The 13,530-nt window shown below is 75.7% G+C and carries 9 protein-coding genes; 5 read left to right on the forward strand and 4 right to left on the reverse strand.

Translation table 11 applies throughout. From position 1 onward, the window contains the following. Positions 1 to 4 precede the first annotated feature (4 nt). Positions 5 to 2,629 carry a WD40 repeat domain-containing serine/threonine protein kinase gene (locus AB0H75_RS25260; protein WP_367800036.1) on the forward strand — a complete coding sequence of 875 codons (2,625 nt, stop codon included), beginning with the start codon at positions 5 to 7 and terminating at the stop codon, positions 2,627 to 2,629. 114 nt (positions 2,630 to 2,743) lie between these two features. On the opposite strand, the gene AB0H75_RS25265 is transcribed toward AB0H75_RS25260, so the two are convergent. Continuing rightward, entirely contained in the window at positions 2,744 to 2,935 is a 192-nt protein-coding gene (locus tag AB0H75_RS25265) for a DUF6203 family protein (RefSeq protein ID WP_367800038.1), read from the reverse strand. Positions 2,936 to 3,361: 426 nt separating this feature from the next. On the opposite strand from AB0H75_RS25265, the gene AB0H75_RS25270 reads away from it, so the two are divergent. After that, a complete protein-coding gene (locus tag AB0H75_RS25270; protein ID WP_367800040.1) occupies positions 3,362 to 4,582 on the forward strand; it encodes a PP2C family protein-serine/threonine phosphatase in 1,221 nt (406 codons plus the stop codon). 36 nt (positions 4,583 to 4,618) lie between these two features. Here the strand turns inward: AB0H75_RS25270 and AB0H75_RS25275 are convergent, their stop codons facing one another. Continuing rightward, a complete protein-coding gene (locus AB0H75_RS25275) occupies positions 4,619 to 5,203 on the reverse strand; it encodes a hemerythrin domain-containing protein (RefSeq protein ID WP_367800042.1) in 585 nt (194 codons plus the stop codon). A gap of 168 nt (positions 5,204 to 5,371) precedes the next feature. Here AB0H75_RS25275 and AB0H75_RS25280 point away from each other — a divergent pair, with 168 nt between their 5' ends. Continuing rightward, complete coding sequence (locus AB0H75_RS25280) at positions 5,372 to 6,574, forward strand: hypothetical protein (RefSeq protein ID WP_367800043.1); 1,203 nt, start codon at positions 5,372 to 5,374, stop codon at positions 6,572 to 6,574. A 33-nt stretch (positions 6,575 to 6,607) separates the two neighbouring features. Here AB0H75_RS25280 and AB0H75_RS25285 read toward each other — a convergent pair whose 3' ends face one another. After that, positions 6,608 to 7,783, reverse strand: a complete 1,176-nt coding sequence (locus AB0H75_RS25285; RefSeq protein ID WP_367800045.1) for an SGNH/GDSL hydrolase family protein — start codon at positions 7,781 to 7,783, stop codon at positions 6,608 to 6,610. Beyond that, positions 7,780 to 10,377, reverse strand: a complete 2,598-nt coding sequence (locus AB0H75_RS25290) for a beta-galactosidase (protein WP_367800047.1) — start codon at positions 10,375 to 10,377, stop codon at positions 7,780 to 7,782. Before AB0H75_RS25290 ends, AB0H75_RS25285 begins: the two co-directional genes overlap by 4 nt. A gap of 111 nt (positions 10,378 to 10,488) precedes the next feature. Here AB0H75_RS25290 and AB0H75_RS25295 point away from each other — a divergent pair, with 111 nt between their 5' ends. Beyond that, a complete protein-coding gene (locus AB0H75_RS25295; RefSeq protein WP_367800049.1) occupies positions 10,489 to 11,508 on the forward strand; it encodes a LacI family DNA-binding transcriptional regulator in 1,020 nt (339 codons plus the stop codon). Between the two features lie 5 nt (positions 11,509 to 11,513). Next, positions 11,514 to 13,493, forward strand: coding sequence for a beta-galactosidase (locus AB0H75_RS25300; RefSeq protein ID WP_367800283.1), 1,980 nt, complete (start codon positions 11,514 to 11,516; stop codon positions 13,491 to 13,493). Positions 13,494 to 13,530: the final 37 nt, after the last annotated feature.

Here is a 13,530-nt window from a genome sequence, read left to right on the forward strand (position 1 = left end):
CGGGATGCCGGAAATCCGCCCGCTCCGGCCGGGCGACCCCGAACGGGTCGGCGGCTGGCGGCTCGTCGGCGTGCTCGGCTCCGGCGGCCAGGGCACGGTCTACAAAGCCGTCGGCGACGGCGGGCGCGAGGCCGCCATCAAGCTGCTGCACAGCCACCTGAGCGGGGACGACGCCATCACCCGCGGGTTCCTGCGCGAGGTGGAGGCGGCGCGGCGGGTGGCCGCGTTCTGCACGGCCGCGGTGCTCGACGTCGGGACGATGGACGAGCGGCCGTACATCGTGAGCGAGTACGTGCCGGGCGACACGCTCCAGCAGGTCGTCCGGGCGGCCGGGCCGCGTACCGGCGGGGCGCTGGACCGGCTGGCGATCTCCACGCTGACCGCGCTGGCCGCCATCCACCAGGCCGGGATCGTGCACCGGGACTTCAAGCCGGGCAACGTGCTGATGGGCCCCGAGGGGCCGATCGTCATCGACTTCGGCATCGCCAAGGCGCTGGACGCGGCGACGATGGCGTCCGGGGTGGTGGGGACGCCGACGTACATGTCGCCGGAGCAGTTCGAGGGGGCGCGGGTCGGGCCGGCGTCGGACGTGTTCAGCTGGGCGGGCACGATGGTGTTCGCCGCCACGGGGCGGCCGCCCTTCCCCGGGGAGACGGTCCCGGCCATCCTGAACGCCGTGCTCAGCGGCGTCCCCCGGCTGGACGGGGTGCCCGCGCGGCTGGCGGAGGTGCTGCGGGAGTGCTTCGCCAAGGACCCGGCGGCCCGGCCGCTGCCGACCGAGCTGATGAAACGGCTGATGAGCCACCCAGGCCCGACCCCGCCCGCCCCGCCGCCGCCCTCAGACCCGGTCGGCCCTCCGCCGCTCCTTCCGCCCGCCCCGCCGTCACCGGTCGCGGGCCCGCCCCTCGCGCCCCGACCGGGGCCGGGCCGGGCGAGCTCGGGCACGCCGGGCGCGGGCCATCCGGCAGCGGCGAGCCCACCGGATCAGCGGGCGGACGCACGGGATCGCCGGGCGGACACGCCGGATCGGCGAGCGGGCGCCCCAGCGGCAGGCCGCGTCCCCGACCCGGGTCACGGACCGAGCGCCGGATACGGACCGGACGCGGGACACAGGCCGGACGCGGGACACAGGCCGGACGCGGGACACAGGCCGGACGCGGGACACAGGCCGGACGCGGGACACAGGCCGAGCGCCGGACACGGGCCGGGTCCCGGGCACGGACAGAGCGCCGGACATGGGCCGGGCGCCGGGCACGGACAGAGCGGCGGTCACGGGTCGGGTGGCGGTCGTGGGCCGGGGGCTTATTCGCAAGCTGGGCCGGGGGACGGTGGTGCGCCTGGGACGTGGGGGCGTGCGCCGGGGGCCGGGATGGCCGAGGTGGAGACGTCGCCGGGTGGCGGGAAGCGGGTCAGCCGGCGGGCGGTGCTCAGCGCGGGGGCGGCGGCGCTGGCGACGGCCGCGGTGTCGGCGTTCGTCGTGCTCAGGCCCGACCGCGACGCCGGACGGCAGAGCCAGGGGCAGGTCCGGCCGTCCGTCTCCACGGACACCGGAGCGGACACCGGAACAGGCAGCGGGACGGTCACCGGGACGGCCACCGGCTCCCCGCCGCCGTCCTCCTCGCCGTCCCCTTCTCCCAGCACCGCCGCCGCGGAGCCGTTCGGGACGCGGATCGGCGAGCCCGTGCGGCCGCCCGCCGGTGCGGGCACCCCGGCGGCGATGGCCGCGGGCGGGTCCGGCGTGGCGTGCGGCACCGGCAACGGCTCCGTCCTCGCCTGGGACCTCTCCGCGCCCGCGCCCGCCAGGCTCGGCGACGGCGGCGCCGGGGCCACGGCCGTCGCGTACGGCGAGCGCGGCGGCGAGCCGGTGATCGCCTCCGGCCACGCCGACGGCGCGATGCGGCTGTGGAGCCCGTCCGGCAAGAGCCTGGCCTCCCACAAGGCGGGCGACCCGATCGTGGCGGTGACGGTCACGGGCGGCGGCCGGGTGGTCGCGGTGTCGCAGAAGTACGACAGCCTGCGCGACCTGCGCGGCACCGTGCGCCTGTGGGACGTCACCACCGGCAGGCAGCTCGGCCCCACCAGCACGGAGCACTTCCAGGGCATCAACGGCCTGGCGTTCGGCCGCCTGGACGGCGACGACGTGCTGGTGACGGGCGACGGCGCGAACCGGGTGCGGGTGCGCCGCCTGGCCACGGGCGTGGTGACGCGCACGTTCACCACCGGCGAGATCGGCGGGATCGAGCGCCTGGCGTGCGGCGAGCTGAAGGGCGACCCGGTGCTCGTCTCCACCCACCTGGACGCCACGCTGCGCGTGTACGACCTGGCGACGGGCAAGCGCAGGAAGAAGTGGGACTTCAGCGACCGCAGCCCGGACGACCGCGGCACCGCCGCGCTGGTGGCGGGCACGCTGGACGGCGTGCCGGTCGCGGTCGTGGGGCACGCGCCGTCGGGCGGGGAGGCGTTCGTGCGCGTCTGGAGCCTCGACGACGGGCAGATCGTCGGCGAGTTCGGCTCCGGCGAGGGCGGCGGGATCCGCGCGCTGGCGCTGGCCGAGCGGTCCGGGCGGCCGGTCGTGGTGACGGCGGGCCAGGACCGGCTGCTGCGCCTGTGGAGCCTCGGCCCCGGCTGACGCGCCGTCCTCGCCCGCCCGCGCACGCAGGCGCGCGGGCAGGCGGGCGGGCAGGCGAGCAGGGCCTGGTAGGCGGGCTTGGGCGCCAGGGGCGCGCGGGCAGGCGGGCGGGTGTCAGCGGCGGGCGGCGCGCCGGGCCGGGCGCTGGGCCGGGCGCGAGGCCGTGCGGTGATCGGCCGGCCGGCCCGCCTGCTGGGCGCGGCGACGGCGGCGGCGGCCGAGGAGCCAGCCGATCCCGAGGATCAGCGCGCCGACCGGGGTGGCGGCGAGGCGGCGGGCCAGGAGGACCTTGAGCAGACGTTTCATACGCTCCCCCTTCCCCGGACGGGACCGCCGTCACGGAATCCGCCCCGCGCACCGGCGAGGTGCCGCCGCGATTTGTCACAACTCACGAAGACGCGCGACGGCCGCCGTTGTTAGCGTGAAGCGCATGAGACGGCTCATCGCCATCATCGCGCTGACGGCCGGAAGCCTGTTCTCGCTCTCTCTCGCCTTCGCTCCGCAGGCTTCCGCCCACAACGGAACCATCCACACCGAGTAACCGGTAACACCCCGATCTACCGCGCCCGGTGGCCCCCCCGCCGGGCGCGGTGACCTTCCGGCGCCACCACCGGCCCCTTCACCGGCTTCACCGACGTCCCGGGCGAACGACCCCGGCGGACGGGGTGAGCGGGCACGACGGGGGTAGGGATCACCTACGTCCGTCGGGAGGGAGGGAGGGAGGGGAAGCCGGTGCGGAGCGATGGCGAGCGCGCCCTGGGCGGCCTGCTGGAAGCCAGCCATCTGGCCGCGATGGAGGACCTGCCGCCCCTGATCGCCGAGCACGCGCGGCTGGTCGGCCTCACCCACACCCTCGTCTACGTCGCCGACCTGCAGCAGCAGCACCTGGTGCCGCTGCCGGGCCAGCTCGACGCGGCGGGCCGGGAGCTGGAGCGGCTGGGCATCGACACGACGCTGCCCGGCCGGTCCTTCCGCGCCGTGGAGCTGGTGTACACCGTGCCCGTGCGGAGCGGCGGCGGCGCGCGGCGGGTTTGGGTGCCGCTGCTGGACGGCACCGAGCGCATCGGGGTGCTCGGGGCGACCGTGCCGGACGGGGACATGTCGCTGGTGGAGTGGCGGATCAAGCAGCTGGCCTCGCTGGTCGCGCTGCTGGTCGTCAGCAAGCGCCCGCACAGCGACTCCTACGCCCGCCTGGTGCGGGCCCGGCCGATGACGCTGTCGGCGGAGGTCATGTGGAGCCTGCTGCCGCCGGGCACGTTCGCCGACGAGACGGTGGTGGTCAGCGCGGCCCTGGAACCCGCGTACGAGGTGGGCGGCGACGCCTACGACTACGCGATCGACGGGGACGTCCTGCACGCGTCGCTGTTCGACGCGATGGGCCACGACACCTCGGCCGGGCTCACCGCCTCGGTCGCCATGGCCGCCTGCCGCCACAACCGCCGCCAGGGCGTCGAGCTGCCCGAGCTGAGCGAGGCCGTGGACAAGGCCATCGGTGAGCAGTTCACCGGCCGGTTCGCCACCGGCCTCCTGGCCACCCTGGAGCTGGAGAGCGGCCGGCTGCGCTGGGTCAACCGCGGTCACCACCCGCCGCTGGTGATCCGCGGCGGGCAGCGGGTGGCCACGCTGGAGAGCACGCCGATCCCGGACCCGCCGATGGGTTTCGGGCTGGGCATGTCCACGGGGCTGATGCAGTACCAGCTGGAGCCCGGCGACCGGCTGCTGTTCTACACCGACGGCATCGTCGAGGCGCGCAGCCCGCGCGGCGAGGTGTTCGGGCTGGAGCGGTTCGTCGACTTCGTGGTACGCCACGAGGCCGACGGGGTGTCCGCGCCGGAGACGCTGCGCCGGCTCATCCAGGCGATCATGCGGCACCAGGACGGCCGGCTGGACGACGACGCCACGGTGATGACCATCGAGTGGCGCAGCCAGGACCGCCATCTGATGACGATCTGACGGGCCGGCCCCGCGAGGCCGGCCCGCCGGCCGGGGTCAGGGGTTCTTGCCTGTCGCCTGGCGGATCGCGTCGCGGACGCGGTCCATCATCGCCATCGGCGTGCCCATGAGGAGGTTCTGGCCGGCCGTCTCCACGCCCGGGTGCGGGTGCGTGGGCGCCATGGCCTCGGCGGCCTTCAGGCCCACCGCCATCGCGCGCCGCTCGGCCTCGGTGGTGTGGGCGAGCAGCTTGCTGAACTCGTAGCGCTCCTCGGCGCGGGCGTGGGCCTCGACGGCGCCGCGCAGCACGGCCAGCTTCTCGGCGAAGTCGGGCGCGTCCGTCCCGGCCCGGTCGAGCTGCGCCAGGAGCTGCTTGGCCTGGTGCTCCTCGGCGAGGCGGTCGTTCACGATGCCGTCGCCGCCGTCGAACTTGTGCCGCGCGTAGGGGTGCACGATCTCCTCCTCCGCGGTCTCGTGCACCGCCAGCAGCCGCACCAGGCGGCCGAACGCCTCGCCGCGCCGGTCGGGCGGCGCCTGCTCGACCTCGTCGAACAGGTCCCTGATCATCCCGTGCTGGGCGTACAGCAGGTCGATGACGTCGGTCGCGGCGGTCTTCCCGGGCGCGGTCCTCTGTGCGGTCATGATCGTCCTTCCTCCGGTCCCCCGGGGCGGGCCTACCCGGGGCCGTCGGCGGCCACGCCCGCCATTACCTTTTCCAGGGCTTTCGCCGGTCAGGGCGGGAGGTTGTCCCCAGGGCCCCCGGGTACGCCGGAATCCGGATGTTTCCGACAGCGCGAGGAGCACGGCGTCATGCCTTTCAACCCATTGCAGGAGCGGGGTATCCCGCTGGACAAGCAGCTGCGCAGCTGGCGCGAGCTGAACGTCATGCCCGTCGATCCCGACCACTGCGACCCGTACACGATGTGCCGGATCATCACGATGAACGGCATCGAGGTCGAGGCCATCATGTTCAGCCACCAGCTCGCCCGGCACCTGCAGGACATCGAGCTCAAGCAGCAGCTCGCCCGCTCCCGCTACATCGAGCAGCAGCAGCAGAAGGCGGTCAACTGGCTGCTGCCCGGCGTGGCGTCGGTGCTGGAGACGACGATCTCCTACGAGCAGGTGGCCGTGGACCTGACGGCGTGGGTGGCGCGCATGGAGCCGGACCCCTACCTGCAGCAGGCGTACCAGTTCGGCGTGCTGGAGGACTTCGACCACCTCTACCGGTACTCCAACCTGTACGAGATGATCGAGCACCGCAAGGCCGAGAAGATCGTCGACCAGCTCACCGAGGTCATGCCCGGCCGGCCGACGTACCTGCACCACCGCAACCCGGTGGACAACGTGCGGGTGCCCTACGACCGCACCTCCGCCGCGCCGATCTCGAAGCTGCACGCGCTGACGATCATGTCCACCGAGCAGCAGACGATGAACTTCTACATGAACGTCGGCCCGGAGTACATGGAGCCGATCGCCCGCCAGCTCTACCAGGAGATCGGGATGATCGAGGAGGAGCACGTCACCCACTATGAGTCCCTGGTGGACCCGGGCGAGAGCTGGTGGGAGATGCTGCTCAACCACGAGTACAACGAGTGCTACCTGTACCACTCGTTCATGGAGACCGAGTCCGACCCCAAGGTGAAGGCCATCTGGGAGCTGCACCTCAACATGGAGCTGGAGCACCTGCGGCTGGCGGCCGAGCTGTTCAAGCAGCAGGACGGCCGCGACCCGGAGGAGGTGTGCGCGCCCGAGCTGCCGCAGCCGGTGACCTTCGAGCCGAACAAGGCGTACCTGCGCGAGCTGCTGACCACCCAGATCGACTACACCACGCTGGGCACCGGCTACGTCCAGGACGCCCACGAGCGCTTCCAGAAGATGCAGGAAGCCCTCATGGGCGGCGAGAAGGCCCCCTCCGAGCGGGTCATCGACGAGAACCGCGCCAAGTCGGGCCACGAGTACCGGCTCCAGACCGAGGGCGAGCACCCGGTGCACAGCCTGGCCGCCAACCGCTGAGCGGAGCCCTGGCCTGACCTGGCCTGACCTGGCCTATCGCGGGAACAGCCCGGCGGGCACCGCGCCGGCCAGCGCCTCGTAGCCGGCCGGGCTCAGGTGCAGGCCGTCGCCCACGTCGAAGGCGGCCCGCAGCCGCCGCGGGTCGGCCGGGTCGCGGACGGCGCGGTCGAAGTCGACCACCGCGTCGAAGCGGCCGCCGCCGCGGATCCAGTCGTTGACCGTCTGGCGGGCGGCCTCGCGGTGACCGCCGGGGTCGTCGTAGTCGTGGCCGCCGAACGGGGTGAGCGTCGCGCCGTACACGACGAGGCCGGCGGCGTGCGCGCGGGTCACGATCTGGTCGTAGGCGGCGAGGAGGTCCTCGGCGTTGCGCCGCTGGGCGCCGGGGGTGGGCTCGGCGGTGCCGAGGTCGTTGACGCCCTCGAAGACCAGCAGCCAGCGGGCGCCGCTGCGGGCCAGCACGTCGCGGTCCAGGCGGGCCAGGGCGCTCGGGCCGAGGCCGTCGCGGAGCACCCGGTTGCCGCCCGCCGCCTGGTTGGCGATGGCGGGAGCGGCCTCGCCCAGGCGGTCGAAGAGCTGGTCGGGCCAGCGGTCGTTGCCGTTGGTGGTGGAGCCGCGGCCGTCGGTCAGCGAGTCGCCGAGCAGGACGAGCGCGGACGTGCCGGGCGCGGCCAGGACCTCGGCCGCGCTGAGCAGGTACCAGTGGTCGACGGGGGTCGCGCCGGCCAGCTCGGCGGCGTCGCACTGGTCGCCGGGCGCCAGGTGGGAGGTCGTGCGGGAGCCCGGGTGCGCGGTGAGCGCGGCGCCGGGCTGGCCCTCGGCGAGGTAGGCGGTCACGGTGACGACCGAGGCGGGCGGCAGCGGCAGGTCCACCGGGTCGGACACCGCCTGCGCCCCGGGCGGGACGACGACCGAGGAGCGGCCGGAGAACGTCACCGGCCGGCAGGTGCCCGGCTCGACCGCGCTCGCGCCCGCCGCGCCCCCGGCGGGGAACGCCACGGTCAGCCTGGTGACCGGCAGGGGCGCGGCGCCGAAGGCGTTCGACAGCCGCAGCCGCAGCCGGTCGCCGCCCGCCGACACCCGGATGGTCTGCCGCAGCGTGGCGTCGGCCAGCACGGGGCGATCGCCGCCCGCGTACGGCGGGGGCGGCAGGTCGGCGGGCTCGGCGCGCTGGGGCATGGCGGTCCAGGTGTCCACCCAGCGGCCGGTCATCGGGCCTCGCCCCCGTCGAAGGCGAGGACGGTGCGCGGGACCGGGACGAACGCCGCCGCGCGCAGCTCCGGCGGCGCTCCCAGTCGATCGCGGACCTGGGGGGAGACGTACACGGGGACCTCCTGGGGGACGTTGCGCGGCCAGGGCAGCAGGCGCAGCTCGATCGCGCCGTGCTCCAGCAGGGCGCGGCGGTGGCGGCGCAGCCCGATCTCCCACGGCGGGCCGTGCCAGAACCGGTCGGCCACCAGCCGGCCGCCGATGAGGGCGCGGGCGGCGTCGCCCGTCCAGTCGAGCCGCAGCAGCACCTCGTCGCCCGTGTCGAGGAGGCGGGCGGGCACCGGGACGCGGTAGACGGCGGCGTGCGCGAAGTCGGCGTCCGACGGCGCCGAGGCGCGGCCCGAACGCGGGTCGGCGACGGCCGTCCTGGGCGGCCCGGCCGGCGCCACCCGCTCGACGGCGGCGGCGACCGGCTCGGCCGCGGCGGGCGGGTCCGGCAGCTCGACGGCCTCGAAGACGCCGCCGTCCGGGGGCGGGGGCGCGCTCACGGGCGGGAAGATCCGCAGATGGTCGCCCGGCCGGCCGCCGTACAGGAACAGGCGGTCGCCGTCCGGGACCGCGGGGCGGTCGCTGATCAGCAGCCGGTCGGCGCCGCGCAGCCGGGCGCGGGTGGCGCCGAGCGCGCTCCGCTCGTCGAGCACCAGCACCCGCGCCGTGCGGCCGTCGCGGCCGGTGACCCGCAGCAGGCAGCCGGGCCCGGGCCGCAGGCCGCGCACCACCACACCGGAGCCGTCCCGCTCGACCAGGACAGGACCGTCCCGCCCGACCAGGACGGGGCCGTCCCGCTCGGACACGCCGAGGCCGTCCCGCCCGACCACGCCGGGGCCGTCCCGCCCGACCAGGACGGAGCCGTCCCGATCGGACACGCCGGGGCCCTCGACCCGCTCGGCGCCGTGCAGGGTCAGCTCGACCGGGATGCCCGCCACCTGGGCGAGCACCATCACGGGCCCGCCACCGTCCCGCCCGCCACCGTCCCGCCCGCCACCGTCCGGCCCGCTCCCGTCCGGTGCGGCCGGGTCCGGGGCGGGGAGCGTGCAGACGGGCTGGGCGGAGGCCGTCACCAGCAGGCCGGTGTCGCCGAGCGGCCGGGCCAGCGGCCACGCGAAGTACGCCCCCGGCGGCACCGTGACGGGCTCGCGCGGCACCGTCAGGGACCGCTCCCCCAGCAGCACGCGGAACCGCACGCCGTCGTGCGCGGGCAGCGCCTCCGCCGGCTCGTGGTTGTTGACGAACAGGAACCCGGAGCGCCCGTCGGAGCGCACCGCCCACCGCAGGGTGCGGCGGTCCGCGGTGCCGGCGGGCGCGCCGGGCGGCAGGGTGAGCGTCATCGGGGCCAGGTCGCCGCCGTCGCTCGCCAGCCACAGGTGGTGCAGCCGCAGCCGGAACCAGGACTCGCGGAACTGCCCGTACTGGCCGAGCGGCGCCTGGAAGTCGTAGTCCACGGCGGGGCAGTCGTTGGGGTAGCCGGTGGCGTGCGACTCCTGCAACCCCTCGGCCTGGGACGCCCCGTGGTACAGGTAGTAGCCCTGCCAGGCCGAGCCGCTGCCCAGCTTGACCAGGGCCAGCGCGGCCACGTCGGCCGCGCCGACGAGCGGCCGCCGGTGGTAGGCGAGGAACATGCCGCCGCCCAGCTCGCAGGTGGCGAACGGGTAGCGCGCCAGGTCACCGTCAGCGCTGCCGCCGTCGCCGTCGCCGCCGTCACCGCCGTCCCCCGCCGGCGCCCCGGCCCCGGCCCCGGCGCGCAGGTCCGCGCCGATGGAGTCGTCGTCCCGCCCGTGGCCGAAGAAGTAGTGGGCGCGGCTCTGGCCGGGCGGGCCGTCGTGCGCGGTGTCCCAGGCGGCCTCGGGGTAGCCGCCGAACAGCGGGATCACCTCGTCGCGCGGCAGCCGGGCGTGCCCCCAGCCGGTGGCGGTCCACAGGGGCGCGTCGATGCCGCACTCCCGGGCCAGCCGCTTGAGGGTGAGCAGGTGGCCGGGCCGGTCGTGCAGCTCGTTCTCCAGTTGCACGGCGACGACCGGCCCGCCGTCGCGCCGCAGCAGCCCGCGCAGCCGCGCGCCGATCTCGGCGTAGAAGCGCCGGACGAGCGCCAGGTAGCGGGGGTCGTCGGTGCGCGGCTCGCAGCCGGCGGCGAGCAGCCAGTCGGGGAAGCCGCCGTGGCGCGACTCGCCGTGCGCCCACGGGCCGATCCGCGCCACCACGTCCAGCCCGGTCTCGGCGCAGAGCGTGACGAAACGGCGCAGGTCGCGGTCGCCGCTCCAGTCGAAGCGGCCGGGCCGCGCCTCGTGGACGTTCCAGAAGACGTACGTGGCCACCGCCGTGACCCCGCCCGCCCGGATCTTGAGCAGCTCCTCGCGCCACTCGGCCGCCGGGTAGCGGGCGTAGTGGAACTCGCCGCTGACCGGGAACCACGGCCGCCCGCCCCGCCACAGGTGCCGGGAGTCGGCGGTGACGGCGCCGGGGACGCCGGGCTCCTCCCCCATGACGAGGTGGCCGCGCAGCGGCGCTCCGGCGGGCCCGGGGACGGTGAGGCTCAGCACGGGGCCGATCGTAGCGGCGTTTCGGGATGGCCGAATTCAGCCCATTGACATCATCACAAAACGGACTTTAGGTTGTGCGAAACGTTTCGACAACCCCCGTCCGGGAGTGTGATGTCGTCCCTGCGCGACGTGGCCGAGCGGGCCCAGGTGGCGGTCAGCACGGTCTCCGCGGCGCTCAACGGCACCCGCCCGGTCGCGGCGGCCACCAAGCGCCGCATCGAGCAGGCCGCCGCCGAGCTGGGCTACCGCCCGAACCTGCTGGCGCGCGGCCTGCAGAGCAAGCGGACCAGGATCGTGGCGCTGCTGTTCCCGGCCCCGCGCAGCGGTTTCGGCCTGACCGAGATGCAGTTCGCGACCGGCGCCGCCGAGGCGGCCAAGGAGCTGGGCTACCACCTGCTGCTGTCGCCGGAGAGCGCCGAGCCGATCGAGGAGCTGCGCCACCTGACCGGCCTGGGCCTGGTGGACGGCGTGCTGCTGATGGAGGTGGGCCTGGACGACGAGCGCACGGAGTTCCTGTCCGCGGCCGGGGTGCCGTTCAGCATGATAGGGCGCACCCGCGAGCCGGGCTCGATCGACCACGCCGACATCGACTTCGCCGCCACCGCCCGCGAGGCGGTCGCGCACGTGGCCGGGCTGGGCCACCGCAAGCTGGCCCTGTTCAACCTGTCCACCGACCTGTACGCCGACGGCTACGGCCCGGCGATCCGGGCGGGCGAGGAGTTCGCCGCGGCCGCCCGCGCGGCGGGGCTCGGCTACGTGGACGGCTTCCGTCCTGGCTCGGCCGAGGAGGGCGGGCGGGCGTTCGAGCAGTTGCTGGCGGCGCACCCCGACGTGACGGCGCTGGCCGTGATGGACGACCACGCGGCGGCCGGCGTGGTGGCGGCCGTGGCGGCGCGCGGCTGGCGCATCCCGCGGGACCTGACGCTGATGCTGGTGCTGTCGTCGGCGCGGGTGGCGGAGATGTTCCACCCGCCGCTGACCACGCTGGAGCCGCCGGGCGAGGAGCTGGGCCGGCTCGGCGCGCGCATGCTCATCGAGCGGCTGGAGGGCGACGGCCCGCCGCAACGGCGGCTGGTGCCGTGCCGGCTGGTGCCGGGCGGCAGCTCCGGGCCCCCGAGGAGCGGCCGGTGACCGGGATGCGCCGGCTCACCGAGGGCCGGGGCCTGCTGTTCGGCGGGGACTACAACCCCGAGCAGTGGCCGGAGGAGGTCTGGGCCGAGGACGCCGAGCTGATGAAGGCCGCCGGGGTCAACCTGGTGACGGTCGGCGTGTTCAGCTGGGCGCGGCTGGAGCCGGAGCCGGGGGCGCGCGACTTCGGCTGGCTGGACCGGGTCATGGACCTGATGGCCGGGGCCGGGATCGCGGTGGACCTGGCCACGCCGACCGCCTCGCCGCCGCCGTGGCTGGGGCACCGCTGGCCGGAGACGCTGCCGGTGGACGAGTCGGGGCACCGGCTCTGGTGGGGCTCGCGCAACCAGTTCTGCCCGTCCTCGCCGGTCTACCGGGAGCGGGCGCTGTCGATCGTGACGGACCTGGCCGCGCGGTACGCGGGTCATCCGGCGCTGGCCCTGTGGCACGTGGGCAACGAGTACGGCCAGATCTGCCACTGCGACGCCTCGGCGGAGGCGTTCCGCGCGTGGCTCCGGCGGCGTCACGGCGGCCTGGACGCGCTCAACGAGGCGTGGGGCACCACGTTCTGGAGCCAGCGCTACGCCCGGTGGGAGGAGGTCCTGCCGCCCCGCCGCGCCCCGTACATGATCAACCCGACGCAGAGCCTCGACTGGCGGCGCTTCTGCTCCGACGCCCTGCTGGAGCACTTCCGCGCCGAGCGGGACGTGCTGCGCGAGCACGCCCCGGACGTCCCGGTCACCACCAACTTCATGGGCCTGTTCCGGCCCGTGGACGCCTGGAAGTGGGCCGCCGAGGAGGACCTGGTCGCCAACGACTGGTACCCGGACCCGGGCGACCCGCTCTCCCCCGCGCGCACCGCCCTCGTCCACGACCTCATGCGCGGCCTCGGCCGGGGCCGGCCGTGGCTGCTGATGGAGCAGGCCACGAGCGGCGTCAACTGGCGGCCGCACAACCTGCCCAAGCCGGCCGGGCAGCTCCGGCTGGAGTCGCTGCAGGCGCTGGCCCGGGGCGCGGACGGCCTGTGCTACTTCCAGTGGCGGGCCTCCCGCTTCGGCGCCGAGCGCTTCCACGCCGCGATGGTGCCGCACGCCGGCCCGGACACCCGGCTGCACCGCGAGGTGCGCGCCCACGGGCGGGAGCTGCGCCGGCTGGCCGCGGTGGCGGGGCAGCCGGTGCCGGCGCGGGTGGCGCTGGTGTTCGGCTGGGAGAGCTGGTGGGCGCTGGAGGAGCGCGGCCGGCCGAGCGACCGGCTCAACGCCGACGAGCAGCTACTGGCCTACTACGTGCCGCTGTGGGAGCGGGGCGTCAGCGTGGACGTGGTCCCGCCGGACGCCGACCTCGGCGGGTACGCGCTGGTCGTCGTGCCGAACCTGTTCCTGGTGAGCGACCGGCAGGCGGCGGCGCTGACCGCGTACGCGCGCGGCGGCGGCGTGCTGGTGGTCGGCCCGTTCTCCGGCGTGGTGGACCCGGACGGGCACGTCCGCACCGGCCGTTTCCCCGTCCCGCTGCGCGAGGCGCTGGGCGCCTCCGGCGAGGAGTGGCTGCCCGCCGAGGGCGAGGTCGGCTGCCGCTGGAGCGGCGGGCCCGGCTTCACGGCGCACGCCTGGACGGAGCTGATGGCCGCCGAGGGCGCCGAGGCGGTGGCCGAGTTCACCGAGGGCGAGCTGGCCGGCCGCCCGGCGATCCTGCGGCACCGCGTCGGCGACGGCGTCGCCTGGTACGTCGCCACCATGCCGGAGCCCGCCGCGCTGGCCGGGCTGACCGCGCGGGCGCTGGCCGACGCGGGCGTGCGCGGCGCCGTCGCGGACCTGCCGCCCGGCGTCGAGGCGGTGCGCCGCGGCGAGGTGCTGTTCCTGCTCAACCACGGCTCCGCCACGGCCGAGGTGCCGGTCGCGGGGCCCGCCGAGGACCTGCTGACCGGCGCCGTCACCGACGGCCCGGTGACGCTGGCGCCGCGCGCCGTCGCCGCCCTGCGCTCCACGTGACCCGCGCCTGACCCCCGCAAGCCCTACCAGAGACCTC

The organism is Nonomuraea sp. NPDC050783 (assembly GCF_040802095.1).
GTDB lineage: Bacteria > Actinomycetota > Actinomycetes > Streptosporangiales > Streptosporangiaceae > Nonomuraea.

Bases quoted from the DNA above. Each gene is read 5' to 3' on its own strand.
- AB0H75_RS25285 (WP_367800045.1), bottom strand. From the start codon at position 7,783: ATGACCGGCCGCTGGGTGGACACCTGGACCGCCATGCCCCAGCGCGCC.
- AB0H75_RS25295 (WP_367800049.1), top strand. From the start codon at position 10,489: ATGTCGTCCCTGCGCGACGTGGCCGAGCGGGCCCAGGTGGCGGTCAGC.
- AB0H75_RS25265 (WP_367800038.1), bottom strand. From the start codon at position 2,935: ATGAAACGTCTGCTCAAGGTCCTCCTGGCCCGCCGCCTCGCCGCCACC.
- AB0H75_RS25280 (WP_367800043.1), top strand. From the start codon at position 5,372: ATGCCTTTCAACCCATTGCAGGAGCGGGGTATCCCGCTGGACAAGCAG.
- AB0H75_RS25300 (WP_367800283.1), top strand. From the start codon at position 11,514: ATGCGCCGGCTCACCGAGGGCCGGGGCCTGCTGTTCGGCGGGGACTAC.
- AB0H75_RS25275 (WP_367800042.1), bottom strand. From the start codon at position 5,203: ATGACCGCACAGAGGACCGCGCCCGGGAAGACCGCCGCGACCGACGTC.
- AB0H75_RS25260 (WP_367800036.1), top strand. From the start codon at position 5: ATGCCGGAAATCCGCCCGCTCCGGCCGGGCGACCCCGAACGGGTCGGC.